The 25,023-nt window shown below is 71.2% G+C and carries 31 protein-coding genes; 18 read left to right on the top strand and 13 right to left on the bottom strand.

Annotated features, from left to right (window positions below):
* Window positions 1-209 precede the first annotated feature (209 nt).
* Together AB0435_RS04715 and AB0435_RS04710 are read right to left on the bottom strand one after the other, a co-directional pair.
* A complete protein-coding gene (locus AB0435_RS04715; RefSeq protein WP_361528839.1) occupies window positions 210-665 on the bottom strand; it encodes a TerB family tellurite resistance protein in 456 nt (151 codons plus the stop codon).
* 90 nt (window positions 666-755) lie between these two features.
* Entirely contained in the window at window positions 756-1,784 is a 1,029-nt protein-coding gene (locus AB0435_RS04710) for a rod shape-determining protein (protein WP_366005712.1), read from the bottom strand.
* 652 nt (window positions 1,785-2,436) lie between these two features.
* Between AB0435_RS04710 and AB0435_RS04705 the strand changes: the two genes are divergently transcribed.
* Window positions 2,437-2,757: a UBP-type zinc finger domain-containing protein gene (locus AB0435_RS04705; RefSeq protein ID WP_366005711.1), complete on the top strand. Its 321-nt coding sequence runs from the start codon at window positions 2,437-2,439 to the stop codon at window positions 2,755-2,757.
* Here AB0435_RS04705 and AB0435_RS04700 read toward each other — a convergent pair.
* The 5 genes from AB0435_RS04700 to AB0435_RS04680 all read right to left on the bottom strand — a co-directional run bounded on the left by AB0435_RS04700 (window position 2,754) and on the right by AB0435_RS04680 (window position 5,999).
* Window positions 2,754-3,185: a lasso peptide biosynthesis B2 protein gene (locus tag AB0435_RS04700; protein WP_366426195.1), complete on the bottom strand. Its 432-nt coding sequence runs from the start codon at window positions 3,183-3,185 to the stop codon at window positions 2,754-2,756. The genes AB0435_RS04705 and AB0435_RS04700 overlap by 4 nt on opposite strands.
* The gene (locus AB0435_RS04695; protein ID WP_366005709.1) at window positions 3,182-3,442 is read right to left on the bottom strand and encodes a lasso peptide biosynthesis PqqD family chaperone; all 261 of its coding nucleotides are present in this window, start codon (window positions 3,440-3,442) and stop codon (window positions 3,182-3,184) included. The genes AB0435_RS04700 and AB0435_RS04695 overlap by 4 nt, the downstream gene beginning before the upstream one ends.
* A complete protein-coding gene (locus AB0435_RS04690; RefSeq protein WP_366426194.1) occupies window positions 3,439-5,280 on the bottom strand; it encodes an asparagine synthase-related protein in 1,842 nt (613 codons plus the stop codon). Before AB0435_RS04690 ends, AB0435_RS04695 begins: the two co-directional genes overlap by 4 nt.
* A 6-nt stretch (window positions 5,281-5,286) precedes the next feature.
* Window positions 5,287-5,430, bottom strand: coding sequence for a lasso RiPP family leader peptide-containing protein (locus AB0435_RS04685; RefSeq protein ID WP_366005707.1), 144 nt, complete (start codon window positions 5,428-5,430; stop codon window positions 5,287-5,289).
* Window positions 5,431-5,552: 122 nt separating this feature from the next.
* Window positions 5,553-5,999 carry a hypothetical protein gene (locus AB0435_RS04680; protein ID WP_366426193.1) on the bottom strand — a complete coding sequence of 149 codons (447 nt, stop codon included), beginning with the start codon at window positions 5,997-5,999 and terminating at the stop codon, window positions 5,553-5,555.
* Window positions 6,000-6,168: 169 nt separating this feature from the next.
* Between AB0435_RS04680 and AB0435_RS04675 the strand changes: the two genes are divergently transcribed.
* Together AB0435_RS04675 and AB0435_RS04670 are read left to right on the top strand one after the other, a co-directional pair.
* Window positions 6,169-6,417, top strand: a complete 249-nt coding sequence (locus tag AB0435_RS04675) for a GntR family transcriptional regulator (protein WP_366005733.1) — start codon at window positions 6,169-6,171, stop codon at window positions 6,415-6,417.
* 43 nt (window positions 6,418-6,460) lie between these two features.
* A complete protein-coding gene (locus tag AB0435_RS04670; RefSeq protein WP_366426192.1) occupies window positions 6,461-6,751 on the top strand; it encodes a winged helix-turn-helix domain-containing protein in 291 nt (96 codons plus the stop codon).
* A 138-nt stretch (window positions 6,752-6,889) separates the two neighbouring features.
* Here AB0435_RS04670 and rpsN read toward each other — a convergent pair whose 3' ends face one another.
* A complete protein-coding gene (gene rpsN / locus AB0435_RS04665) occupies window positions 6,890-7,195 on the bottom strand; it encodes a 30S ribosomal protein S14 (protein WP_366005704.1) in 306 nt (101 codons plus the stop codon).
* Window positions 7,195-7,431 carry a 50S ribosomal protein L28 gene (gene rpmB / locus AB0435_RS04660; protein ID WP_366005703.1) on the bottom strand — a complete coding sequence of 79 codons (237 nt, stop codon included), beginning with the start codon at window positions 7,429-7,431 and terminating at the stop codon, window positions 7,195-7,197. Before rpmB ends, rpsN begins: the two co-directional genes overlap by 1 nt.
* Before the next feature lie 74 nt (window positions 7,432-7,505).
* On the opposite strand from rpmB, the gene rpmG reads away from it, so the two are divergent.
* From rpmG to AB0435_RS04635, 5 genes are all read left to right on the top strand, one after another.
* The gene (rpmG, locus tag AB0435_RS04655) at window positions 7,506-7,670 is read left to right on the top strand and encodes a 50S ribosomal protein L33 (protein ID WP_366005702.1); all 165 of its coding nucleotides are present in this window, start codon (window positions 7,506-7,508) and stop codon (window positions 7,668-7,670) included.
* 5 nt (window positions 7,671-7,675) lie between these two features.
* On the top strand, window positions 7,676-7,933 hold the full coding sequence (locus tag AB0435_RS04650) for a type B 50S ribosomal protein L31 (RefSeq protein WP_366005701.1): 258 nt from the start codon (window positions 7,676-7,678) through the stop codon (window positions 7,931-7,933).
* Window positions 7,930-9,105, top strand: a complete 1,176-nt coding sequence (locus tag AB0435_RS04645) for a GTP-binding protein (RefSeq protein WP_366426191.1) — start codon at window positions 7,930-7,932, stop codon at window positions 9,103-9,105. The genes AB0435_RS04650 and AB0435_RS04645 overlap by 4 nt, the downstream gene beginning before the upstream one ends.
* Before the next feature lie 58 nt (window positions 9,106-9,163).
* Complete coding sequence (rpsR, locus tag AB0435_RS04640) at window positions 9,164-9,406, top strand: 30S ribosomal protein S18 (protein ID WP_366005732.1); 243 nt, start codon at window positions 9,164-9,166, stop codon at window positions 9,404-9,406.
* Window positions 9,407-9,536: 130 nt separating this feature from the next.
* A complete protein-coding gene (locus tag AB0435_RS04635; protein WP_366005699.1) occupies window positions 9,537-9,776 on the top strand; it encodes a DUF397 domain-containing protein in 240 nt (79 codons plus the stop codon).
* Between the two features lie 19 nt (window positions 9,777-9,795).
* On the opposite strand, the gene AB0435_RS04630 is transcribed toward AB0435_RS04635, so the two are convergent.
* Window positions 9,796-10,290 carry an ATP-binding protein gene (locus AB0435_RS04630; RefSeq protein WP_366005698.1) on the bottom strand — a complete coding sequence of 165 codons (495 nt, stop codon included), beginning with the start codon at window positions 10,288-10,290 and terminating at the stop codon, window positions 9,796-9,798.
* A 312-nt stretch (window positions 10,291-10,602) separates the two neighbouring features.
* On the opposite strand from AB0435_RS04630, the gene AB0435_RS04625 reads away from it, so the two are divergent.
* The 4 genes from AB0435_RS04625 (at window position 10,603) to AB0435_RS04610 (ending at window position 14,560) form a co-directional block, all read left to right on the top strand.
* Window positions 10,603-11,466, top strand: a complete 864-nt coding sequence (locus AB0435_RS04625; RefSeq protein WP_366426190.1) for a helix-turn-helix transcriptional regulator — start codon at window positions 10,603-10,605, stop codon at window positions 11,464-11,466.
* An 87-nt stretch (window positions 11,467-11,553) separates the two neighbouring features.
* On the top strand, window positions 11,554-13,011 hold the full coding sequence (locus AB0435_RS04620; RefSeq protein ID WP_366005696.1) for an aldehyde dehydrogenase family protein: 1,458 nt from the start codon (window positions 11,554-11,556) through the stop codon (window positions 13,009-13,011).
* 78 nt (window positions 13,012-13,089) lie between these two features.
* Complete coding sequence (locus tag AB0435_RS04615; protein WP_366426189.1) at window positions 13,090-13,626, top strand: DinB family protein; 537 nt, start codon at window positions 13,090-13,092, stop codon at window positions 13,624-13,626.
* Window positions 13,627-13,954: 328 nt separating this feature from the next.
* Entirely contained in the window at window positions 13,955-14,560 is a 606-nt protein-coding gene (locus AB0435_RS04610; RefSeq protein ID WP_366005694.1) for a PadR family transcriptional regulator, read from the top strand.
* 9 nt (window positions 14,561-14,569) lie between these two features.
* On the opposite strand, the gene AB0435_RS04605 is transcribed toward AB0435_RS04610, so the two are convergent.
* Together AB0435_RS04605 and AB0435_RS04600 are read right to left on the bottom strand one after the other, a co-directional pair.
* Window positions 14,570-15,982, bottom strand: a complete 1,413-nt coding sequence (locus AB0435_RS04605) for a glutamate decarboxylase (protein ID WP_366005693.1) — start codon at window positions 15,980-15,982, stop codon at window positions 14,570-14,572.
* Window positions 15,983-16,088: 106 nt separating this feature from the next.
* Entirely contained in the window at window positions 16,089-16,454 is a 366-nt protein-coding gene (locus AB0435_RS04600; RefSeq protein WP_301893448.1) for a YbjQ family protein, read from the bottom strand.
* 224 nt (window positions 16,455-16,678) lie between these two features.
* Between AB0435_RS04600 and AB0435_RS04595 the strand changes: the two genes are divergently transcribed.
* The gene (locus AB0435_RS04595; protein WP_366005692.1) at window positions 16,679-17,410 is read left to right on the top strand and encodes a VTT domain-containing protein; all 732 of its coding nucleotides are present in this window, start codon (window positions 16,679-16,681) and stop codon (window positions 17,408-17,410) included.
* 123 nt (window positions 17,411-17,533) lie between these two features.
* Window positions 17,534-19,204: a threonine/serine exporter family protein gene (locus AB0435_RS04590; RefSeq protein ID WP_366005691.1), complete on the top strand. Its 1,671-nt coding sequence runs from the start codon at window positions 17,534-17,536 to the stop codon at window positions 19,202-19,204.
* A 123-nt stretch (window positions 19,205-19,327) separates the two neighbouring features.
* Here the strand turns inward: AB0435_RS04590 and AB0435_RS04585 are convergent, their stop codons facing one another.
* On the bottom strand, window positions 19,328-19,825 hold the full coding sequence (locus AB0435_RS04585; RefSeq protein WP_045933001.1) for an inorganic diphosphatase: 498 nt from the start codon (window positions 19,823-19,825) through the stop codon (window positions 19,328-19,330).
* A 144-nt stretch (window positions 19,826-19,969) separates the two neighbouring features.
* Between AB0435_RS04585 and dacB the strand changes: the two genes are divergently transcribed.
* The 4 genes from dacB to hpt all read left to right on the top strand — a co-directional run bounded on the left by dacB (window position 19,970) and on the right by hpt (window position 24,778).
* Window positions 19,970-21,406, top strand: coding sequence for a D-alanyl-D-alanine carboxypeptidase/D-alanyl-D-alanine-endopeptidase (gene dacB, locus AB0435_RS04580; RefSeq protein WP_366426188.1), 1,437 nt, complete (start codon window positions 19,970-19,972; stop codon window positions 21,404-21,406).
* A 384-nt stretch (window positions 21,407-21,790) separates the two neighbouring features.
* Window positions 21,791-22,924: a zinc-dependent metalloprotease gene (locus tag AB0435_RS04575; protein WP_366426187.1), complete on the top strand. Its 1,134-nt coding sequence runs from the start codon at window positions 21,791-21,793 to the stop codon at window positions 22,922-22,924.
* A 187-nt stretch (window positions 22,925-23,111) separates the two neighbouring features.
* The gene (gene tilS, locus AB0435_RS04570) at window positions 23,112-24,134 is read left to right on the top strand and encodes a tRNA lysidine(34) synthetase TilS (RefSeq protein ID WP_366005688.1); all 1,023 of its coding nucleotides are present in this window, start codon (window positions 23,112-23,114) and stop codon (window positions 24,132-24,134) included.
* 104 nt (window positions 24,135-24,238) lie between these two features.
* Window positions 24,239-24,778, top strand: coding sequence for a hypoxanthine phosphoribosyltransferase (gene hpt / locus AB0435_RS04565; RefSeq protein ID WP_102918723.1), 540 nt, complete (start codon window positions 24,239-24,241; stop codon window positions 24,776-24,778).
* Window positions 24,779-25,023 lie beyond the last annotated feature (245 nt).

Here is a 25,023-nt window from a genome sequence, read left to right as displayed (position 1 = left end):
CGCAGGCGAGTGACGGGGGAGGGGTCCCCTTGCGCCTGCGGCGGGCGGTGCGGTGCTCCGCGGTGCCGCCGCACGGTGATTCTCCATGAGGCTTCTCCGTGGTGCTTCTCGACGGAGCGTCTTCACGGAGCTTCTCCGCGAAGCTTCGCGACGGAGCTTCTCCACGGTGCGTCTCCGTGGTGCTTCTCCGCGGTGCGGCGGCGGGTGAACTACAGGTCGAACTCCGCCGGGTTGATGCCCACCGCGAAGCACGCCTCGCGGACGACAGCCTGCTCGTCCTTGTCGAAGTCGCCGTCGGCGCCGCCGATGACGATGCCGATCTGGATGACCGCCCGCGCCTCCGTCGGCTTCTTCTGGACCTTGCCGATCGTCTGGAGGATGCTGACCTTGCCGAAGTCGAAGTCGGCCGTCAGCTTCTGGCAGTAGTCGTTGAAGCGGGCCTGGAGATCGTCCGCCGGGAAGTTCTGGAGGACGTCGTTGGTGGCGATCAGCGAGGCGACGCGCTGCCGCTCCGAGGCGTCGATCGAGCCGTCGGCCGCGGCCACCAGCGCGCACATCGCCATGCTCGCGTCACGGAACGCCCCGCTCTTGAGGTCGTTCTTCTTCGCCACGAGCTGACCCTGCATCGTTGCGGCGGAGTCCTTGAGCCGGTCCCAGAGCGCCATCTGTGTCTCTCCTCGTGAAAATCAGGGGTGCACAGACGGAACGGACCCAAAGGTAAAGAAGTTCCCAAGGGGGTGGGTGGGTCCCGGGGGTCAGGTGGCCATCGGGTCGAGGTGCAGCGGCCGCACCCTGCCCTCCAGCATCGCGCCCAGCCCCATCACCGCGCAGGTGTCGGGGTGTTCGGCGATCCGCACCGTCATCCCCGTGGCATCCGCGATCATCCGGTCCAGGCCCGGCAGGACGGCGCTGCCGCCGGCCAGCATCACGCCGCGTTCCACGAGGTCGGCGACGAGGTCCGGCGGGCAGTCGCGCAGGACGCGCCCGATGGCGTCCAGCACGCCGGTCAGCGGAGTGTGGATCGCCTCGCGGACGTGCTCGGTGCTCACCATGACCGTGCGGGACAGGCCCGTGGCCACGTCGCGCCCGCGTACCTCCGCGCCCTCCTCCATGGGGTCCGCGCACAGCGCGCGCTGCAGCGGTGCCAGCCCCTGCGTGGGCAGCATCAGCTCGTGCCTGCTGCGCAGGTGCTGGACCACGGCGTAATCGATGGCGTCGCCGCCCACCAGCACCTTCTCCGCCGCCACGATCGCGCCCAGGGAGAGGACGGCCACCTGCGTGGACGCCGCCCCGCAGACCACGATCATCGTCGCCTCGGGCTGCTCCACCGGCAGCCCGCACCCGACGGCCGCCGCGATGAGCGTGTCCACCAGCTCCACCCGGCGCGCGCCCAGCCCCGTCAGTGTCTCCGTCGCCGCCCGCTGCGCGAGCGGCTCCGCGTCGTGCGGCAGGCAGACCGCGGCGCGCAGCAGCGGCTTGCGCCGCCAGGCCCGGCGGATCTTGTCGCTGACCAGGAAGCGGAGCATGCGCTGGGCCATGTCGATGTCCACGACCGTGCCGCCGGAGATGGGCCGCACGACCCGGATGTGGTGCGGCGTGCGCCCCGCCATCCCCTCCGCCAGGGAGCCCACCGCGATCAGGGAACCCGTGCGGGTGTTCACCGCCGCGATGCTCGGCTCGTCCACGATCAGTCCGGTGTCCCGGACGTAGAGCCGGGTACGGGCGGCCCCGAGGTCGACGGCCACGGTGCAACGGCGCAGCTGCTCAAGGCTGTGAGGGGTCAAGACGGATCCTTCCCGAAGACGGCGCTGGACCCGCGGGCCCACGGGTCCATCGTGCGGTGCGTCGTGGGGTGGGGCTCGATGGATTGGGCCGCATGGTTGATGGGGGGTCAGGGGTTGCCACTCTTGTGGCGTAGGGGCGCCCTTCGGGCGTGGCCTCAATCGCCGGCCGGGCTGGGGTGGTGGCTGGACCGGGGGTGTGGCCTCCGGGCTGAGGACCTGGAACGCGGTGCGGGCGCCGTGATCCGTATTGGGTGCCGTGACGACGCACCGCGTTCCAGAACCTCACCCTCCGGCCCCACCCCCTCCGCCGGTGGGTACGTTCACGGCCGGTGGCGCCTTCCTTTTCCGCCGGGCACGCCGTTTCTCTTCATCCGGGCACGCCGTCCTTTTCTTTTCAGCCCGTCCGGCGTTTGAGGACGCGCCCGAAGGGAGCTCCCGCCGCAGGCGGCAACGGACCGGTGGGCGGGGTCTGGGGCAGCGCCCCAGTTTCGGGAAGGGGCGGGGCTGGGGAACAAGCCCGCCGCAGGCGCCAACCGACCCGCAGCCGGGGGGCTGGGGCACGCGCCCCGGTGCGGGGAGGGGCGGGGTGGGGAAAGGCCCGCCGCAGGCGAAGAGATCGCGCCCCCACCCGCCCACCCCTACGTTGGACAGCATGACCCAACCCACCTGGCACGTCACCGCCGACGTAGAAGGCCGCCCCACCCAACGAGAGTGCGCCCACCTGAGTGAAGTCCGCGAAGTGACCCCGAGTGCAACGGACGGCTGCGAGGACTGCCTGCGCACCGGCGGCACCTGGCTGCACCTGCGCGAGTGCCTGGTCTGCGGACACATCGGCTGTTGCGACAGCTCCCCGAACCGTCACGCGAGCGCCCACGCGCACACGGAATCCGGGCACGACCTCGCCCGCTCCTTCGAGCCGGGCGAGGACTGGGCTTGGTGTTACGCGGACGAGCTGCTGCTGGTGCCGCGTTAGGGGCGGGGCATGGCGAGCGGATCCGCCGCCCCTACCCGCACCGTCACGATCGGTGTGAAGTACCCCGTCGGGTACGGCTCACCCACAGGTGACCCACTGGCCTCCACCCACGCGTGTGCGCGGAACGGTCGGCTTCGGACTCCTGTACGCCACACCACCCCCAGGCCACTCATCCGGCACAACAACACCACGGCCAGCGACCGTTGCAGGCACCCCGCCTCCACCGCGCACCGCGCGCTGGCCCTGACCACTGCCTCCCGTGCGGCCAGCACCTGCTCGGCCGTGGCGGGGACGGAGCCGGACCCGAAGCGGCTGAGCACCCGGCGGATGCGCTCCGGTGGCAGGGCGGTGAGCACTCGCGCCCCGGCGACCGCCGCCCGTACGGTCGCGCGCCGCTCGGGCCGCCGCGTGAGGGCCGGCCCGCTCATGGCGTCACCAGGCGCGCGGTGCGCAGCGAGGTGACCAGGGCCGACACGTCCTCCTCCGCCTGCCCGGCCGGGAGGCTCGGGTGATGCTCTCTCAGGCCGCGGGCGGCCTCGGCGGTGGTGGCCCCCTGGAGGAGCGCGTTCAGCACGAGCGTGCCCGTGGCGTTGAGCTGCCAGTAGCGGCCGGTGCGCTCGTCGAGCAGGATCATGCCGTCGTCGACGGGTGCGGTGCTGATGGTGTCGCGCAGGCTGACGGTCATCGTGCTCTCCCGGTCGGGGTGGAGGTGGGCCGGTGGTCGGGGTGGGGCAGGGAGCGCAGCCAGGTCTCACAGGCGAGCGTCTGGGACAGGTGCGTGACGATGTGCGGCGTGGGGTGCGGGACGAGCAGTGCCGCGCGCAGCACGGATATGTCGATGAGTCCCCTGTCCGCCAGGAGCGAGCCGTCGAACAGCTCCAGGAGCTCGGCGCGGTGCCGAGCGAGGGCTATGTAGAAGTCGGCGCTGTAGTCGCCTTTCGTGGTGCGGGCCAGCAGTGGCGCCGGGACGATGCCGTGCATCGCGGTGGTGAGCAGCGGTTTGTACGCGGTGCGCCCGGCGCGGTCGGGCAGGCGTACGGACAGGGCCGCGTTCATCACCGGGTCGTCCAGGCAGGGCGCCGCCTGGGGGAGCCCGGAGCGGGTGGTGGCCTGGTCGATGCGGCGGACGGCCGCCCCGGCGGTCCGGGCGTACTGCACGGCGGTGTGCTGGGCGCGGTGCGGCGCCAGCGGTTCGGGTTCCGCGGCGGCGGCTTCGTGGAGCAGGATCCGGGCGCCGCGGACGGCTTCCGGTGTGGCCCAGGGAGGCATCCGCAGCGGCGGTCCCCAGGTCATGGAGGGCGCGGTGGGTGTGGTCGGCAGCGCGTCCATCTCTTCGACGGCCTGGTGGAGCCAGTCGGCGTACGTGGTCTGCTCGGCCAGGGCGCGCAGCAGTGGCCAGAGCGGCTGCCGGAAGCGCAGGCAGTGGCGGCGGATGTGGGTGGGGGCCTTCGCGGGGTGGGCGCGGACCAGGTCGTGGAGATAGCGGGGGGTGACGGAGAACAGCTCGTCGCCGCCGTGCCCGGCCAGGTGCAGCCGGGAGCCCGCTTCGCGCATCCGCCGGGCGAGGCCGGCGAGCCGGGCCGTGTCGCGCACCCACGCGCCCGGCTCCTCCAGTGCCGGGTGCGGACCGCGCGCGCCGGCGAACCACAGTGGATCCTCTTCCTGCCCCACCGACCGGTGCTCCGCTTCCGGCAGGGCCGCCCGGGCCCGATCCGCCCATTCCCTATCGCTGTTGACCGGGTCGGCGCCCTGCCGGTGGGTGGTCACCAGGTGGGCCGGGCCGTGTGCCGCCAGGAAGCAGAGGCTGGTGGAGTCGAGGCCACCGGACAGATCCGCGCTGACCGTGCCGCCTCCCGCCGTGCAGGAATCCACTGCCGCCGACAGGGCTTGTCGCAGCACCTGGGCGCCCTCGGCCAGGGGCAGCAGCGGCTCGGGCGTGGTCCACCAGCGGCGGAGGGCGGACCGGCCGTCGGACTCGACGACCAGGCAGTGGTCGGGCGGCACCGCGGTGACGCCTCGCCATGGGCTCCGCTCCTCCACGGGGTGCACGGCCCCGGCGGCCAGCAGCCGTGTCACCAGTACTTCTTCGTCCACCGGTGCGTCGATCGCGGTGGCCAGCACGTCACTCCGGCCGGACGCGACCGTCGCCCCGCCGAGCAGGGCGTGGAAGATCCGCCGGACCCCCGAGGCGCTGCCCCGCACCCGCACCCGGCCGCCCGCCGACGCGATGAGATGGAAGCTGCCCGCCAGCGGCTCGGCGACCCGCTCCACCTGTGCGACGTCGTCCAGCCGGGCGATCAGGGCGGTGAGCTCGGCGACGGTGACCGTGCAGCGGCCGATCACCGCGACCCTGGCTCTGCGCGTACGGGCGATCGTCACCTGGTCGTCCGCCCAGCGGCCCAGCAGCCAGGGTCTCCCGGAAGCATGCGCGACGATCCGCTCGGCGCGCGGCCGCAGCGCGCACACCGCGACCTGCGCCGCCGGGCCGTCGGGCAGGACGGCGAACCACTCCTCACTCGGCATGGCCCGCTACCCCCAGTACCAGAGCTGACCCTCGCCGCCTTCCTCCAGCGCGCCTCCCTCGATCCAGCCGAGCGTGAGGTCACTGAAGTTGCCCACTTCGACGAGCGCCGGAGGCTCGTAGACCTCCGTGAGCTCTTTGAGATCAGTCATTTCGCGTCCCCTCCCGAAACCGCTGTCGTCACTCAGAGTATCTGACGGTAGCGCTCCGTGAAGGGGGGTTTGGCGCGCACAACCGGCGCACGGGGGGCGCGCGGGGCGCATCGCGCCCGCGCTCACCTTCCCCGATCGCCGCCCGGGTTGGCCGCCTTCACCTTTGCGCTGAGCAGCTCGGCGCCGGTGGCGGGCCGGGTGTCCTCGATCTCGGCATCCCACTCCCGCCCGCCGTAAAGCGGTCGAAGCTGGAGCCGAAGGCCCTCGTCGCCCATGACCTGCCCGACCCGGCTGAGCCGGACGTCGAAGACGTACGTGCCGATGTCGGGAACGGATGGCCGGGTGTGCTCCGTGCAGGGGCAGGAGGCGAGGGGGGAGCTGGGCTTGATGTCGATCCCGCGTGCGATGGCCCATGTGTAGACGCCGCAGGCGTCCGGCGTTTCGGGGGCGGAGGTGGGGGCTGGAGGGGTGGGTGTGAGTGGAGTGGCGGCGGCTTGGGGCGCGTTGAGAGTTCGGCGCCTGAGCGGCACCCCCGCCCATCGAAGGAAGCGGGCGATAAGGTCCTTCACGTCATCAGCTCCTTGGGCTGGTGGCCACGCCCCGGGGCCGTTCGTGCGGTCGCCGGGGTTCTGTGTGGCAGCACGCTACTGCTACTTGTTCTCACCTGTCCATGGCCGTCCAATACCATCCTTGAATGTCCGTGACTATGTTCGGTTAGGCGCTCATGCGTACAGTCGCCTGATGGAGTTCGACCCCACCCGTCCGAAGTGGACGCAAATCGCAGACGTGATCCGACAGCGCATCGCCAGTGGCGAGTACCCCGTGAATCGCCTGATCTCGGAGACGCAGTTGGAAGAGGAGTTCGGCGTGGCGCGCGGGACGGTCCGCAAAGTCAAGGACGTTCTCCGCGCCGAGGGTCTGATCGTCACAACCCGAGGTATGGGCTCATTCGTCGCTGCCCAGAAGGACGGTTCAGGCGACTCCTGACAAGACGGTGTGCCGCGCTGTGAATTGACCTACGTTGGCACGCATGGCACATGAGCACGGCACGCCGCCACGGGTCGTCGACCCGGCGAAGATCGCCTATGTCTATGCGCAGGTGGCCGACCACATCGTCGCCCAGATCGAGGCGGACGCCTTGCGCGTAGGCGCCCGCCTGCCAGGGGAACGAGACCTGGCGGAGGAGTGTGGCGTAGCCATCGGTACGATCCGCCGGGCCGTTCAGGAATTGCGCGACCGCGGCCTGCTGATCACCCTCCCGGCCAAGGGCACGTTCGTCGCGGCGAAGCCGTCAGGTGCGGAGGATGCCGACGCCTCGTAGCGCGGTCTGCAGACGGGAGTCGTCCGAGCAAGCACGTCCCCGACCTGTTCGCGTCGTGCAAGCCGAACAGAAGGCAGCCGCCGACATCGATGCGCCGGGTGCATCAGAACCAGCCCACCCGGCGCACCAACAGCCCCTCTACCAGCTCGACTTCCTCACCCCCGGCAGGAACCCCGCGTGCGCCTGCGCGCGTACGTTCACGCGGGACAGCCCGAACGTCCGCAGATAGCCGCGCGGGCGGCCGTCCACCGAGTCGCGGTTGCGTACGCGTGTCGCGCTCGCGTCGCGCGGCTGGCGGCGCAACTCGCGCCCTGCCGCCTCGCGTTCCGCGTCGGACGTGTGCGGGTCGCGGATGACTGCCTTGAGCAGGGCGCGGCGTGCCGCGTAGCGGGCCACTGTCAGCCGGCGCTGTTCGTTTTTCGCGATCTTGCTCTTCTTCGCCATCAGACGCGCACCCCCCGGGCGCGGATGCGGGCCACGGCGGCCTCGATGCCGATGCTGTCGACTGTCCGGATGCCCTTCGCGCTCAGCCGCAGCCGCACGTGGCGGCCCTCGCTGGGGAGCCAGTAGCGCTTGCTCTGGATGTTGGGGTCGAAGCGGCGGGCGGTGCGCCGGTGGGAGTGGGAGACGGAGTTGCCGAAGCCGGGCTTGCGGCCGGTGAGTTGGCAGTGGGCGGACAAGGTCAGACCTCCGGTCCTCGTGCGGCCGCGAAAGGCCTAATGAAAATGGAAACCATTTCTGTATAGTAGCCCCCATGGCCCGCAACGAGCTACGCCCGGTGATCAAGCTCCGGTCCACCGCCGGAACCGGCTACACCTACGTGACCCGCAAGAACCGCCGTAACGACCCCGACCGCATGGAACTGCGGAAGTACGACCCCGTCGTCGGCCGCCACGCCGTCTTCCGAGAGGAGCGCTGACCCCGATGCAGCCCGGAATCCACCCGCCCTACGGCCCGGTCGTCTTCCGCGACCGCGCCGCGAACTACGCCTTCCTCACCCGCTCGACCGCCACCAGCGACAAGACGGTGGAGTGGGAGGACGGCAACACCTATCCCGTCATCGACGTCGAGACCTCCTCGGCGAGCCACCCCTTCTACACCGGCACCGCCCGTGTCCTGGACACGGCCGGGCGGGTCGAGCGCTTCGAGCGCCGGTACGGCAAGCGGGAGGGCGGCCGGTGACCGGCCCGCTGCCGCTGCCCGTCGCGCTCGTCGGAGGTCTGCACTCCGACGCGCGCGTCGCCGTCGTCGAGCGGCTGTTGAACACCGTGCCAGGCAGCGTCGCGCTCCATCACGACCTGGCGACGGCCGTCACGGGAACAGTGCGCCGCACCGTACGGGACGGCTCGGGTGTCCTCGACGAGGGCGACGCTCCGCTCGTCAACGACTGCGCCTGCTGCGCGCTGCGCGAGGACCTGGTGCCCGAGCTCGAACGCCTCGCTGCCGGCGGCCTCTGCCGGCTCGCCGTCGTGGAGCTGTGGGACTCCGTCGAGCCCAAGGCGATGGCCGAGGCGGTCGCCGCCCACAGCGGGCCGGACTTCCGGCTGACCGGTGTGATCACGGCCGTCGACCCCGCCCTGCTGTTGCCCGCGCTCGGCTGCGGCGACGACCTCGCCGAGGCGGGCCTCGCGGCCGCCGCGTCGGATCAGCGGACCGTCGCGGACACCTTCGCCCGGCAGTTGGAGTACGCGCCGGTGCTGGCGGTGGTGGAGGGGAGCGGGGGACCGGACACCACACCCCCCGCGGACGCCGCCGACTTCGCGCTGCTCGGCCAGCTCGCCCCCACCGCCCGTCGGGTTCCGGTCGAATCCGTGGAGTTGGCGGCCGCCGCGGTCGAGGGCTTCGACGTCGAGGCCGCGGCCGCCCGGCAGCACCCCGCCTGCGCGCTCCTTCCGCAGGCCGCCGACGCGGACGGCGTCAGCACGCTCGTATGGCACCGGCACCGGCCGTTCCACCCGGGGCGGCTCTACGACGCCCTGGAGGACCTGTCGTGCGCCGCGGCGCGCAGCCGGGGGCGGTTCTGGCTCGCGGACCGGCCGGACACACTGCTGTCCTGGGACGCGGCCGGAGGCGCCCTGTGCGTGGAGAACGCCGGGCCGTGGCTGGCCTCGCTGCCGGACGCCGCCTGGGAGATGGTGCCCGCGACCCGTCGCGTGGCCGCCGCCCTGGACTGGCACCCCGAGCACGGCGACCGCGCGCAGTACCTCACCTTCACCTCGCCCGGCCTCGACGCGGAGGCGCTGTCCGCGCTGCTGGAGTCGTGCCTGCTGACCGACGCCGAATTCGCGGCGGGCCCGGACACCTGGCGGTGTCTGTCCGCCGCATTCGACGAACTCCTCGATCCCGTTTCCTGATCACCGGTCGGCCACCCGCATCCCGGCGGCCGATCAATCACCAGAAAAGGCAATGCCCGTGCCCCGCCGCCCCGATCACCGCAAGAACCTCAAACCCCGTCCCAATCCCCTGGAAACAGCGGGCATCACATACATCGACTACAAAGACACCGATCTGCTGCGGAAGTTCATTTCGGACCGCGGGAAGATCCGTAGCCGCCGCGTGACGCGGGTCACCGCCCAGCAGCAGCGACAACTCTCCCGGGCGATCAAAAACGCCCGTGAGATGGGCCTGCTGCCGTATTCGAGCACCGGGAAGTAGCGGGATCCGCACTCAAAGTGCACGTGCATCCGCCCATGCAGAGGCACATGAACGGAGCTATGATCCGGAGTAGTTGTCATCCCCACCATTCGTGCCGGGGTGCCCCCTGCGAATACTCCGGGAGAGACCTGTGCCTCACGCGTGCAACGGCATGGCTGCCACGGATCTCGACGGCGCCGTCTGGCGCAAGAGCCGGCACTCCAACTCGCAGGGATCGTGCGTGGAGTTCGCGAAGCTTCCGGACGGCGGGATCGCCATGCGTAATTCCCGTCATCCGGACGGCCCGGCGCTCATCTACACGCGGGCGGAGATCGAGGCCATGCTGCTGGGCGTCAAGGACGGCGAATTCGACTATTTGATCGCCGACTGAGCGCCCCCCGTGACAGCGCTCAGTCGCGATCCCGCGGCAGTCTGAACAGAGCCCAGACCACTTTCCCCCGCAGCGCCCCGGCCAGCGGATGCCAGCCCCAGGTGTCGCTGAAGGAGTCCACCAGGAGGAGCCCGCGCCCGCATTCCGCGGACGCGTCGGCCTCGCCCGCGACGGGGCTCTCCTCGCTGGGGTCCCGCACCGCGCACACCAGACGCGACGTCCACCGCATCAGGTGCAGCCGTACGGGCGGCTCGTACTCCGTGCCGACGAGCTCGGCCGGAAGGGCGTAGCGCATGGAGTTGGTGACCAACTCCGAGACGACGAGCGCCACATCGTCGAACAGCCCGGGGAGGTCCCACTGCTGGAGCGTGCTCCTCGTGAACCGCCGCGCCGTCCTGACCGCCTCGAACCGGGGCGGCAGCACACAGGAGGCGGAGCTGGAGACGGCCGATGGGGCGATCGGTGGCAGCCCTCGCCACAGGGGGGAGAGCGCAGTCGATCCTTCGGTACCCATCCGAGGCACTCCTGGCAATCGTGGACGTGACATGCACGTGTGCGTTCCCCATGGTTCCCAATGCGGATGGCGGATGCAAGGGCAGATGCACGTGCACGTGGGGGTTTTGGGGGCGCACGCTCCAGTAAGGGCGCAATTCTTCCTACGCCCTCCTGCGTACGGTGTCCGGACTGCCACTGCCTCCGTAATCGGATGCACACTCAACGGAGCCCGGAGGTGGCAGACTTCGGCGCCGGGGGTAGCGGGGGTCGCCCCGGGAGGGTGCGGAAGCGGCACGACCGGGTAGGGACCGGAAAAGGAGGAGTCGCGAAGATGGCCACGAGCGAGTCGAGCGGTTCTGTGGTGCGCCGCATACTTCTGGGCTCACAGCTCAGGAGGCTGCGGGAATCACGCGGGATCACCCGCGAGGCGGCCGGCTACTCGATCCGGGCGTCGGAGTCGAAGATCAGCCGCATGGAGCTGGGCCGGGTGAGCTTCAAGGCGCGGGACGTCGAGGACCTCCTCACGCTCTACGGCGTCACCGACGAGCTGGAGCGGGAAGCGCTGCTGGGGCTGGCCCGTGAGGCGAACGTGGCGGGCTGGTGGCACAGTTACGGTGACGTGCTGCCGGGATGGTTCCAGACCTATGTGGGGCTGGAGGGCGCCGCGTCCCACATCAACATCTACGAAGTGCAGTTCGTGCACGGCCTGCTCCAGACCGAGGGCTACGCCCAGGCCGTCGTCGTCCGCGGCCAGCCGACCGCCTGCGAGGCGGAGGTCGAGCGCCGCGTCTCGCTGCGCATGGAGCGGCAGAAGCTGCTGTTCTCCGAGCGCGCCCCGCACTTCCACGCAGTGCTGGACGAGGCCGCGCTGCACCGGCCCTACGGCGGCGAGGCCGTCATGCGCGGTCAGCTGGAGCACCTCATCGACGTCTCGGAACAGGCCAATGTGACGCTCCAGGTGATGCCGTTCGCGCACGGCGGGCACGCGGGGGAGAGCGGCGCCTTCACCATGCTGCGCTTCCCCGAGTCCGACCTGTCCGACGTCGTCTATCTGGAGCAGCTGACCAGCGCGCTGTATCTGGACAAGCCCGACGAGGTCGCGCAGTACGGCAGGGTGATGGATCGCCTGCACGAGGACAGCCTCTCGCCCGCCCTCACCCGGGACCTGTTGCGGCGGCTGCTTCAACTCGCGTGACACATCAGTACGATGACGTCCCATCAGGAGTCTGCATTCCGGTTCGGGCGCCGTGAGCGCCCCCGTATCTCCAGGCAGGGATGGCGCATGTCCTACTTCGACGAGTTGGCGTTCCAGTACATCGACGGCGAATGGCGGGCCGGCACCGGCTCCTGGGACATTGTCGACTTCAACCCCTACGACGGGGAGAAGCTCGCCTCCATCACGGTGGCCGGCGTGGACGAGATCGACCAGGCGTACCGCGCCGCCGAGCGCGCCCAGAAGGAGTGGGGCGCCACCAATCCGTACACCCGGCGGCTCGTCTTCGAGCGGGCGCTGCGGGTGATCGACGAGCGGGAGCCCGAGCTGTCCGCCGCGATCACCGCGGAGTGCGGCGGGACGGCCGTGAAGGCGGCCTTCGAGCTGCACCTGGTGCGGGAGTTCCTGCGCGAGGCACTGCACCTCGCGCTCCGCGCCGAGGGACGCATCCTGCCGTCGCCGGACGACACCAAGGAGAACCGCCTCTACCGGCTGCCGGTCGGGGTCGTCGGGGTGATCAGCCCCTTCAACTTTCCCTTCCTGCTGTCCATCAAGTCCGTCGCGCCCGCGATCGCCCTCGGCAACGCCGTCGTCCTCAAACCGCACCAGAACACGCCGATATGCGGCGGCGGGCTGGTGGCCAAGGTCTTCGAGGAAGCGGGGCTGCCCGCCGGGGTGCTCAACGTCGTGGTCACCGACATCGCGGAGATCGGGGACGCGCTCATCGAGCACCCCGTGCCCCGCGTGATCTCCTTCACCGGTTCGGACAAGGTCGGCCGGCACGTCGCCACCGTCGCCGCCTCGCACTTCAAGCGGACCGTCCTGGAGCTCGGCGGCAACAGCGCACTGATCGTCCTCGACGACGCGGACGTGGACTACGCCGTGGACGCGGCCGTCTTCAGCCGCTTCATCCACCAGGGGCAGGTCTGTATGGCGGCCAACCGGGTGCTCGTGGACCGTTCCGTGGAGGCGGAGTTCACCGAGAAGTTCGTCGCCAAGGTCAAGTCCCTGAAGGTCGGCGACCCCGGCGATCCGGCCACCCATATCGGCCCGCTGATCAACGCCGGTCAGGCCGACGCCATCAACACCCTGCTGGACCAGTCCGTCGCGGACGGCGCGACCGCCCTCGTACGGGGCGAGACGAACGGCACGCTGGTCGCACCCTCCGTGCTCACGGGGCTCCCGGCCGACTCGCCGGTCCTGACGCAGGAGATCTTCGGGCCGGTCGCCCTGCTCATCCCCTTCGACGGCGAGGAGGAGGCCGTCCGGATCGCGAACGCCACGCCCTACGGGCTGAGCGGCGCCGTCCACACGCGGGACATCGAGCGGGGCGTACGCGTCGCCAAGCGCATCGACACCGGGATGATCCACGTCAACGACGGGACGGTCCACGACGAGGCGATCGTGCCCTTCGGCGGCGAGAAGAACTCGGGGGTCGGGCGGCTGAACGGCGACTCGATGGTCGACGTCTTCACGACCACCAAGTGGATCTCGATCCAGCACGGGCGCAGCAGATTCCCGTTCTGACGCGCGGGATGTAGGACCCGTGCTGTCCGCGTTGCCTTCTACGGTGAAGGCATCGGTGACGACGAGAGGGTGGATCCCATGGTGACGCTGGTGATCGAGAAGGACCCGACCGACGAACGCGCCACGCTGCTGGCGTTCGTGGAGGCCCAGCGGGGCGCGCTGCGCCGGTCGGTACTCGGCCTGAGCGAGGAACAGGCGGCGCGCAAGCCCAGTGCGAGCGAGATGTCGCCGGCCGGGCTCCTCAAGCACGTCGTGGAGGTCGAGGAGGGGTGGGTGCACCGGGCGCAGAGGCTGCCGGAGCTCCATCGCACCCCGGAGACGTGGGCGGACAGCTTCCGGCTGCTCGACGGCGAGAGCGTGGCGGGCGTGCTCGCCCGGTGGGAGGAGGTGGCGGAGGAGACCGCGCGCTTCATCCACTCCGTACCGAGCCTCTCGGACACGTTCCCCTTGCCGGATGCGCCGTGGTTCCCGCCGGGTTCTTCCGTCTCGATGCGGTGGCTGTTGCTGCACCTGGTGGAGGAGCTCGCCCGGCATGCGGGGCACGCGGATGTGATCCGCGAGTCGCTGGACGGGCGGACGGCGCTGGAGTTGGTGGCGGAGTCGCGGGGGGACTGAGGGGCGGTTCGTTCGGCGGGTGCGTTGCGCCTGCGGCGGGCTTTCCCCCACCCCGCCCCTTCCCGAAACCGGGGAGACCCCGGACCCCAACGCGGCTGCGCCGCGTGTCCTCAAACGCCGGACGGGCTGAAATCAGCCCGTTGGGGGCACCTCCCAGCGGTAGCTGGGGGAGTTCGAGGACAACGCGCGAAGCGTGTTGCGGGGGTCTGGGGGCTTGCCCCCAGTTTCGGGAAGGGGCGGGGCTGGGGAACAAGCCCGCCGCAGGCGCAGCCAACCCGCACCCTAGGCTGGGCGGCAGCAAGCCGCACACCCCCGGAATGAGGAACCCATGTCGGCGATCCGGCTACTGACGCTGGGCGCCGTCCGGCAGCACGGACGGGCCCACGGCTATCAGGTCCGCAGCGACCTGGAGTTCTGGGGCGCCCACGAGTGGTCGAACGCCAAGCCCGGGTCGATCTACCACGCCCTCAAGTCCATGGCCACGCAAGGGCTGATGATCGCGCACGACACCGCGCCGAGCGAGGCCGGCGGCCCGCCCCGTACGGAGTACGAGCTGACGGAGGAGGGCGAGCGGGAGTATTTCCGGCTGCTGCGGGAAGCGCTCTCCTCGCCCGGTCAGAAGGTCGACATGGTGACCGCGGGCATCGGCTTCATGGTCGACCTGCCGCGCGCCGAGGCCATCGCCCTGCTGAAGCGGCGGGTCGAGTCGCTGCGCGCCTGGCGTGAGGAGATCCGCCTGCACTGGACGCCGGGGGAGGGGGAGGACTGGGGGCACATCGGTGAGATCAGGAGCATGTGGGTCCACACCGCCGAGAGCGGCGAGGAGTGGGCCCTGGGCCTGATCGGGCGGCTGGAGGCCGGCGCCTATGTGATGGCCGACGAGGGCGACCCCTGGGAGGGCCTCAACCCCTCCGGCAACCCCTCCGGCGGCTGACGGGGACCGTCAGTGGTGGAACGCCGTGGCGACGCTCTCCGGGCGGTCCAAGGGGCCTGGCTGGCGGCGCAGTTCGGGCAGCAGCGAGCGCAGGTCGTCCAGGAAGAGGTCCGCCAGGTCGTGCGAGAAGCCGTTGCGGCAGACGACCCGAAGGACTGACAGATCCTCCCGGTTCGGCGGGAAGCTGTAGGCGGGCACCAGCCAGCCGCGCTCCCGCAGGCGCCGTGACACGTCGAAGACGTCGTATCGCGTGATGCTGTCGGTCGTCGTGAATGCGAATACGGGCAGCTCGTCGCCGCGCGTCAGCAGGCGGAAGTCGCCCAGCTCCTCGATGTGCCGGGCGAGGCGGCAGGCGACGTCACGCGCGTTCTGCTGCACGGCGCGGTATCCCTCGCGCCCCAGGCGCAGGAAGGTGTAGTACTGCGCGGCCACCTGCGCGCCCGGACGGGAGAAGTTCAGTGCGAAGGTGGGCATGTCGCCGCCCAGATAGTTGACCCGGAAGACGAGCTCCTCGGGCAGCGCGGAGGCGTCCCGCCACAGCGCCCACCCGACGCCCGGATAGACCAGCCCGTATTTGTGCCCCGAGGTGTTCACGGACGCGACGCGCGGCAGCCGGAAGTCCCACACGAGACCGGGGTCCAGGAAGGGCGCGACCATCGCCCCGGAGGCGCCGTCCACGTGGACGGGGATGTCGAGGCCCGTACGCTCCTGGAGCGCGTCCAGTGCCGCGCACAGGTCGGCCACCGGCTCGTACGACCCGTCGAACGTCGACCCCAGGACGGCCACGACGCCGATCGTGTTCTCGTCGCAGAGCGAGGCGGCCGCCTCGGGGTCGAGGTGGAAGCGCTCGCCCTCCATCGGCACCTGGCGCGCCTCGACCTCCCAGAAGGCGCAGAACTTGTCCCAGCAGACCTGCACGTTCGCGCCCATCACCAGATTCGGCCGGGCGTCGGCGGAAGAGGAGCGTCCGGCGTTCGCGAGCGACCAGCGCCGCTTGAAGGCCAGCCCGGCGAGCATGCACGCCTCGCTCGACCCGGTGGTCGAGCAGCCGACGACGGCGGCGGGGCCGGGCGCGTGCCAGAGGTCGGCGAGCATCCGCACGCAGCGTTTCTCCAGCTCCGCGGTACGCGGGTACTCGTCCTTGTCGATCATGTTCTTGTCCCGGCACTCGGCCATCAGCACACCGGCCTGCGGCTCCATCCAGGTGGTGACGAAGGTGGCCAGGTTGAGCCGGGAATTGCCGTCCAGCATCAGCTCGTCGTGGACGAACTGGTACGCCGCGTGCGGTGACATCGGCCCGTCGGGCAGTGCCTCCCGCGGTGGCTCGGCCGCCATCCCGCCGACGGGGTCGGCCTCACCGTAGAAGGGATTGACCGCGTAGCCGCGTTCCGTCGCCTTGCCGGCGCCTCTGTGCAGTGCCATGGCGTTGATGCCTACCACCGGCGCGGGCGCGCCACGCTGGGGACGGTGCCACCCGCGAGGGTGAGGGGGCACCGCCGCCCCGCGCCGGGAACCGGGACCTCCGGCGTCACGCCCGGGGGGAGATGACGACCGCGGTGCCGTATGCGCAGACCTCCGTGCCGACGTCCGCCGCCTCCGTCACGTCGAAGCGGAACATCAGGACCGCGTTCGCGCCGCGCGCCCGGGCCTGCTCCACGAGGCGGTCCATCGCCTGGTTACGGGTCTCCACGAGGGTCTTGGTCAGGCCCTTGAGCTCACCACCGATCAAGGACTTCAGCCCGGCGCCGATCTGGCTGCCGACGTGCCGGGAGCGCACGGTCAGGCCGAAGACCTCGCCGATGACCCGGTCGACCTTGTAACCCGGCACGTCGTTCGTCGTGACCACCAGCACATCGGTCTGGGACTGTCCGCCGCCGTACTCCTCGATGCCCATCGCATCCACCTCCGTGTGTGCAGTTTTGCCGTACACCGGCCGGGACGCATGCCGGGGCGGCGCGGTTGAGCCCGGCCGGGGGCCGGTGTGCTTCGTGGCACTCTGGAACCGGGGGCCAGGCGGTCACGTTGTACTTTTGGGGCCGCACTTCCCCGTCACCCCGCCTGTGCCCGGGCCTCGCACGAGCCTGCGCCCTCGACCCAGGAGCCGTCACCGTGTCCCCCATGACCACACTCGCGCTCGGCCCGCAGTGGCTCGACGCGAACTACCTGATCGACCAGTTCGGTCTGATCGGCGTCCTGGCCATCGTCTTCGCGGAGTCCGGCCTGCTGATCGGGTTCTTCCTGCCGGGTGACTCGCTGCTCTTCACCACCGGCCTGCTCGTCACCACGAACCAGATCGACAAGCCCCTGTGGCTGGTCGCCCTGCTCGTCGTGCTCGCCGCCGTCCTCGGTGACCAGGCGGGCTATCTCTTCGGCCGCAAGGTCGGCCCCGCGCTCTTCAAGCGCCCCGACTCCCGCCTCTTCAAGCAGGAGAACGTGGAGAAGGCGCACGAATTCTTCGAGAAGTACGGCCCGAAGTCGCTGGTCCTGGCGCGTTTCGTGCCCATCATCCGGACGTTCACGCCGATCATCGCCGGCGTGAGCCGGATGAACTACCGCTCCTTCCTGATCTTCAACGTCATCGGCGGCTGCCTCTGGGGCGCCGGGGTCACCCTGCTGGGCGCCGCCCTCGGCAAGGTCGACTTCGTCAACAAGCACATCGAGCTGATCCTCGTCGCCATCGTGCTGATCTCGGTGGTCCCGGTCGCCATCGAGCTGCTGCGCGCCCGCTCCAAGGCGAAGAAGGCGCCCGCTCCCCTCTCCGGCCCCGCGGGCGTGCCCGGCGCCCCAGGCGCGCCCATGCCCCCCTACGACGGCCGTCCGGCCCCGCGCGGCCGTCACGCCAAGCGCTGACGCCCCGTATTTCTCCTGATTTCTCCTGCCGCCGCACGCATGACGGGGCCCCCACTGGGCACCTGGGACACCCATCAGGCATGGTGGCCGTAGCAGCGGCAGGAGGCGTGCGAGGAGCGTGTGGTGGCTGATCGGCAGCGGGGTGGTGCGGACCCGGTCGAGGACCGGAAGCCGCAGTCCGACGAGGCGCGCAGCGCGTTCACCCCACCCCTGGGCGTACCGCTGCCCGGTCCGCCCGAGGACGAGCACCCCACATCGGAATTCGCTGTTCCGGAGGGCGTGGCGGCAGAGCCCGAGAGCGAGCCCGAAGGCTCGGCCTTCACCCTCCCTGCGGGTACCGTGAGCCCCAGCACCACCCAGGGCACGCCCTATGCCGCCTTCACCCCGCCGCACGGCATACCCAAGGTCAGCCTCACCAAGGAGGCGCCCTGGCAGGACCGGATGCGCACGATGCTGCGCATGCCGGTCGGAGAGCGGCCCGTGCCCGAGCGCGCGGAGAAGCCCGACGAGCCCGGCCCGCCCGTACCCCGCGTGCTCGACCTGACCCTGCGCATCGGCGAGCTGCTGCTAGCGGGCGGCGAGGGCGCGGAGGACGTGGAAGCGGCGATGTTCGGCGTCGCGCACGCCTACGGCCTCGGGCGCTGCGAGCCCACCGTCACCTTCACCCTGCTGTCGGTCAGCTACCAGCCGTCCCTGACAGACGACCCCGTCACGGCCAGCCGCACCGTGCGCCGCCGCGGCACCGACTACAACCGGCTCTCCGCCGTCTTCCGGCTCGTCCATGAGATCACCTCGCGCGGGCTGACCCTGGAGGAGGCGTACCGCGGCCTCGCCGAAATACGCCGCAACCGCCACCCCTACCCGGGCTGGGCGCTCACGGCCGCCTCCGGGCTGCTCGCCGGCGCGGCGAGCATGCTGGTCGGCGGCGGGGCCCTCGTCTTCCTGGCGGCGGCAGCGGGCGCGATGCTGGGCGACCGGCTGGCATGGCTGGCGTCCGGGCGCGGGCTGCCGGAGTTCTATCAGTTCGTCGCCGCGGCCATGCCGCCCGCCGCGATGGGCGTGGCCCTCAGCGCCGGACAGGCGCACGTACAGGCCTCGGCGGTCATCACGGGTGGTCTGTTCGCCCTCATCCCCGGACGGGCGCTCGTGGCGGGCGTACAGGACGGCCTGACGGGCTACTACATCACCGCCGCGGCCCGGCTGCTCGAAGTCGGCTACCTCATCGTCGGCATCGTCTGCGGAGTCCTGGTCGTCCTCTACGGAGGCGTGCACATCGGCGGCAGAACGCTGAACCCCGAGGCGGCGCTGCAACACCAGGAGCGGCCGCTGATCCAGATCATCGCCGCGATGCTGCTGGCCTTCTCCTTCGCGGTGCTGCTCCAGCAGGAGCGCAACACCGTCCTGGCGGCCACCCTCAACGGCGGCGTGGCCTGGGTGATCTACGCGGCCCTCGCCGACACCGCCAAGCTCGACCCGGTGCCCGCCACGGCCATCGCCGCCGGGCTCGTCGGCCTCTTCGGCCAGCTGCTGTCCCGCTACCGCTACGCGTCGGCCCTGCCGTACGTCACGGCGGCGATCGGGCCGCTGCTGCCGGGTAGCGCGACGTATTTCGCGCTGCTGAACTTCGCGAGGAACGAGATGAGCGCCGGCATCTCCAGCCTGACCAAGGCGGCGGCGCTGGCGCTGGCCATCGCCATCGGGGTGAACCTGGGCTCGGAGACGGCACGCCTGTTCATCAGGGTCCCGGGAGCGGCGGCGTCCCGCCGGGCGGCGAAGCGGACCCGCGGCTTCTAGAAGGCCCTCCGGAACGCCTTCTCGGCCCGCCTCCCGGAACGCTTCCGGAACGACGAACGCGCGGCCCCGGTGCCCTGGGGGCACTCGGGAACCGCGCGTACGTCAGTCGAACATCGGCACCACTCAGTGGTGCGAGCCGCCCGCGGCCTCCAGGCGCTTGTAGGACGCCTCGATCTCGGCCTCGGCCTCGGCGCGGCCGACCCAGTCGGCGCCCTCGACGGACTTGCCCGGCTCCAGGTCCTTGTAGACCTCGAAGAAGTGCTGGATCTCCAGGCGGTCGAACTCCGACACGTGGTGGATGTCGCGCAGGTGCTCGACGCGCGGGTCGTTCGCCGGGACGCACAGCAGCTTGTCGTCGCCGCCGGCCTCGTCCGTCATACGGAACATGCCGATGGCGCGGCACTTGATAAGGCAGCCCGGGAAGGTCGGCTCGTCGAGGATGACGAGCGCGTCCAGCGGGTCGCCGTCCTCACCCAGGGTGTTCTCGACGAAGCCGTAGTCGGCCGGGTAGCTGGTCGAGGTGAAGAGTCGGCGGTCCAGACGGATGCGACCGGTCTCGTGGTCCACCTCGTACTTGTTCCGCGAACCCTTCGGGATCTCGATGGTGACGTCGAACTCCACGGGTGGCTCCTCCATGATCAACACATACGTCCGATGATGCTGTGTCCTCCCGGGCGGGTGGCTACAGCGGGTGCCATGCTCGCGGCAAGGCGCAGTGATTAAGTGTCTCTCACGCAGGTGTGTGGTGGCGAAAGGGGCTGGTCCGTGGTGCGTGAGTGGTGGCGGAACACCCCGCTGGAGCGGCGCAGGACCGTACGGCTCGTCGCGGTGTCGGCCATGGCCGGCCTCGTCGCCGCGGCGGGCGCGGTGGGGGCTTCCGGGCCCTGGGAGTCCGGCCAGCGCAAGGCCGAGCACGACCGCGCGGCCGCCGGTACGGCGCGCGGCGACGGCCGTCGTGCCGGGCCGCCGGTGCCCACCGCGCCGCCCGTCCTCGCCGCCCTCGGCGGCCGGGCCACCGCGCAGGAACCGACCCGGGACGGCCTCGCCGCCGTGCTCGAACCGCTGCTGAAGGACGCCGCGCTCGGCTCAGACCGGTCGGCGGCGGTGTACGACGCCGCCACCGGCCGGCAGCTCTACGGCTCCGCGCCCGACACCGCCTACACCCCCGCCTCGACGATCAAACCGGCCACCGCGGCGGCGGCGCTCGCCGCGCTCGGGCCGGACCACCGGATCGACACCACGGTCGTGGCGGGCGGCGACGGCATCGTGCTCGTGGGCGGCGGCGACCCCACGCTCACGGCCCACCGGGCCACGGCGGGACCGCAGCAGCCCGCGAGCCTCCAGGCCCTCGCGGAGGCCACCGCGCGCAAGCTGAAGGAACGCGGCACCGACCACACCAAGGTCGCGTACGACACCTCGCTCTACTCCGGGCCGCCCCTGCACGTCATCGGCCCCAACGAGAACATCGCGCCCGTCAGCGCCCTGATGACCGACGAGGGCCGCCTCGACGACTCCGACCACGGACCCGCCGCCCGGTCCGCCGACCCGGCCGGCGACGCGGCCCGGAAGTTCGCGGAGCTGCTTGGCGAGCAGGGCGTCAAGGTCGACGGCGAGGTGACCCAGGGCACGGCCGGGGCGAAAGCGGAACGCATCGCCGCGGTCTCCTCCCCGCCGCTGGGCGCGCTGGTCGAACGCGCCCTCACCAACAGCGACAACGACATCGCCGAGGCCCTCGCCCGGCAGGCCGCCCTCGCCTCCGGGCAGCCCGCGAGCTTCGAGGGCGCGGCGAAGGCGGTCACCGAACACCTCGACAAGCTCGGCCTGCCGGGCGCCCGCATCGCCGACGGCAGCGGCCTCGACCGCGCGGACCAGGTCTCGGCGGCCTTCCTGGCCCAACTGCTCGTACGCGCCGCCGACCCCGCCCACCCCGGGCTGCGCCCGGTCCTGACGGGTCTGCCGGTCGCCGGTTTCACCGGAACGCTGAGCGGCCGGTACGCGGACGAGGAGACGGGCCGCGGGACCGTCCGCGCGAAGACGGGCACGCTGACCGGGGTGAACACACTCGCCGGCACGGCGGTCTCCGCGGACGGCCGCCTCCTGACGTTCGCTTTCATGGCCTCCGGCACGAGCGACGCCGACGCGGCGCAGCGGGTCCTGGACCGCATGGCGACGACGGTGGCGGGCTGCGGCTGCGGGGGCTGACTGCTTTTCCCCCAGCTGCTGCTGGGAGGTGCCTCAACGGGCTGGATTGTGCGGACCGTGTCCAGCGAATTCAGCCCGTCCGGCGTTTGAGGACGCGGCCGCAGGCCGCTCCCGCCGTAGGCGGCGAACCGGCCCGCAGCCCGGGGTCTGGGGCGGAGCCCCAGTTTCGGGAAGGGGCGGGGCTGGGGAACAAAGCGCCGCAGGCGCCAACCGGCCCGCAGACAAGGGGCCCGGGGCGGAGCCCCCACGCGGCGGAGCCGCACATCAGACGCAGCTGGGAAGGGGCGGGGCAGGGGAACGAGCCCGCCGCAGCCGCAGCCGCATGGGAACCCCACCGCAGGGAACCCCTAACCGCCAGCCGTGCGCAGCACGTACGGTGAAGCCATGACGAGCATCGGTGGTGCGGAGATGGTCGACTGGAAGCTCGCGGTCGCGACCGCGACGAGGCTCGTGCGGCCGGGCCCGGAGATCGGCCGGGACGCGGCCCGCGAGGTCGTCGCGGAGCTGAGGCGGCACGCGAAGACGTCGGAGGAGCACGTCCGGGCGTTCACCCGGATGACGCCGCCGGCGTCAGAGGGCGGGGAGCACGACACCCCGGTGCTCATCGTGGACCGGGCGGGCTGGATCAAGGCGAACGTCGCCGGCTTCCGCGCCCTGCTCGGCCCGCTGCTGGAGAAGATGTCGGACCGCCGGGCCAACGTCCCGGGCGGCGCGGTGCTCGGCGCGGTCGGCGGCAAGGTGACCGGCGTGGAGCTGGGCATGCTCCTGTCGTTCCTGGCGTCCAGGGTGCTCGGGCAGTACGAGACGTTCGCGCCCGCCACCCGCGACCTGCCGGGCGCGGCAGTGGGCGGACGGCTGCTGCTGGTGGCGCCGAACATCGTCCACGTGGAGCGCGAACTGGACGTGGATCCGCACGACTTCCGGCTGTGGGTGTGCCTCCACGAGGAGACGCACCGCACGCAGTTCACGGCGGTGCCCTGGCTGCGCGATCACATCGAGGGCGAGATCCAGGCGTTCCTGGGCGAGACGGAGGTCGACCCGGCGACGCTGCTGGAGCGGGTGCGGGAGGCCGCGCAGTCGCTGGCGGGCGGCAGGCCGCCGCAGGACGAGGAGGAGGGCGGGCGCAGCATCGTCGATCTGGTCCAGACGCCCGCGCAGCGCGAGATCCTCGGCCGGCTGACGGCGGTGATGTCCTTGCTGGAGGGGCACGCGGACTATGTGATGGACGGTGTGGGCCCGGCGGTCGTGCCGTCGGTGACGGAGATCCGGGAGAAGTTCCAGCAGCGCCGCGCGACCGGCGCGGGGCGGCTGGACGCGGCGCTGCGCAAGCTGCTGGGGCTGGACGCCAAGCTGCGGCAGTACCGTGATGGCGAGCGGTTTGTACGAGCGGTCGTCGACCAGGTCGGTATGGACGGTTTCAACCGGGTCTGGACGTCCCCGAACACCCTCCCGACCAAGACGGAGATCGCCAAACCGGCGGACTGGGTCGCGCGGGTGCACGGAAAGACGGAATCCTGAAGCGGACGCTCCACCTCCGGGTAGAACGCTTCCGTAATCACCCGTCCGAGGGACCGTGAGCCAGGGGTGGGCGTGCGATGCTCGGGTAATGGCTCGCTTCTGTCACCATCGACGCACACAGCGTGACTGAGGCTCGAAGCTCGCGCAGCTCCGACCATCTCCATATGGAACGATTGGACACACGGACATGGGTCCACATCCCGCGGTCGCCGCGATACGCCTGGCGGTCCGCCGCGTACTTCACGACGTCCTCACCCCCACCACACCCGCATCCGTACCCCCCACCCCCGCCGAGCGGTCCCCGCTCGTCCTGGTCGCCTGCTCCGGCGGCGCCGACTCCATGGCCCTGGCCTCCGCCCTGGCCTTCGAGGCGCCCAAGCTCGGCATCAGGGCCGGGGGAGTCACCGTCGACCACGGCCTCCAGCACGGCTCCGACATCCGCGCCGCCGAGGTCGTCAGCAGGATGACGGCCCTCGGCCTCGACCCCGTCGAGGCCGTCGCCGTCTCCGTCGGCAGGGAAGGCGGTCCGGAGGCCGCCGCCCGCGACGCCCGTTACGCCGCCCTGGACGCCGTCGCCGAGCGGCACGGAGCCGCCGCGATCCTGCTCGGCCACACCCGCGACGACCAGGCGGAGACCGTGCTCCTCGGGCTCGCCCGCGGCTCCGGCATCCGCTCGCTGTCCGGCATGGCCGTCGCCTCCGGCGTCGGCGGCCGCTACCGCAGGCCCTTCCTCGGCCTGGACCGCCAGACGGCCCGCAAGGCGTGCATGGTCCAGTCGCTCCCCGTCTGGGACGACCCGCACAACGTCGACCCCGCCTACACCCGTTCCCGGGTCCGCCACGAAGCACTGCCCGTCCTGGAGAAGGCACTCGGCAAGGGCGTGGTCGAGGCCCTCGCCCGCACCGCCCAGCTCTCGCGTGACGACGCCGACGCGCTCGACGGCTGGGCCGCCGCCGTCGAGCCCTCCGTGCGGGACGACAGCGGCGCCCTGGAGGCCGCGAAGCTGTTCGCCCTGCCCCCCGCCGTCCGCCGCCGGGTGCTGCGCCGCGCGGTCATCTCGGCGGGCGCACCGGCCGGTTCGCTCTTCGCCCGGCACATCGAGGAAGTCGACCGGCTGATCACCGGTTGGCGCGGTCAGGGGGCCATCAATCTGCCCGGGCGCGTCGCGGTCCGCAGGCAGGGTGGCAGACTGGTCCTTCGGCAGGGCTGATTCGAACGAGTGCGAACGAGCACGACTCGCCTCGAACAGGCCGGATGAGACAGAGCCGGACGAGCCTTCAACGAACGAGAGTGGCGCGGGTGGACGACAAGGACATGGGCACCGACCTCAAGTCGGTGCTCATCACCAAGGAAGAGATCGACGCGAAGCTGGCGGAGCTGGCGGCGAAGATCGACGCGGAGTACGCGGGCAAGGACCTGCTCATCGTCGGTGTCCTCAAGGGCGCCGTGATGGTGATGGCGGACCTGGCGCGCGCGCTGTCCACCCCCCTCACGATGGACTGGATGGCCGTGTCCTCGTACGGCGCGGGCACCCAGTCCTCCGGTGTGGTCCGGATCCTCAAGGACCTCGACACCGACATCAAGGGCAAGGATGTCCTGATCGTCGAGGACATCATCGACTCCGGCCTGACGCTGTCCTGGCTGCTGTCGAACCTCGGCTCGCGGGAGCCCGCCTCCCTCAATGTCGTCACCCTCCTGCGCAAGCCGGAGGCGGCCAAGGTCGCCATCGACGTGAAGTGGGTCGGCTTCGACATCCCGAACGAGTTCGTCGTCGGTTACGGCCTCGACTTCGCCGAGAAGTACCGCAATCTGCCCTTCGTGGGCACGCTCGCGCCGCACGTCTACGGCGGCTAGGGCCCAGGCCCGGACGGGACTCCCACGCGTGCGGGAACCGACTGGTGGTTCCCGCCGTTGGAGCATGGGAAGGCGGGTTGGTTGACCGCCTGCGGCGGCGTCGGGTGACAATGCTGGGGTACCGTCCGAAGGTCAGTCTTTTCAATCTTTTTCAAGGTCGAGCAGAACACCGTACGCACGCACCCCCTGACAGGGGCGGCCGTGCCTCACTGTGGCAGGAGGGACGGGGCGCTCGCGCCCCGTAT

The sequence above is a fragment of the Streptomyces sp. NPDC051173 genome (assembly GCF_040689515.1).
Classification (GTDB): Bacteria; Actinomycetota; Actinomycetes; order Streptomycetales; family Streptomycetaceae; genus Streptomyces.
Note: the sequence above shows the minus strand (reverse complement) of the source record. Positions and strands in the feature narration are given on the sequence as shown.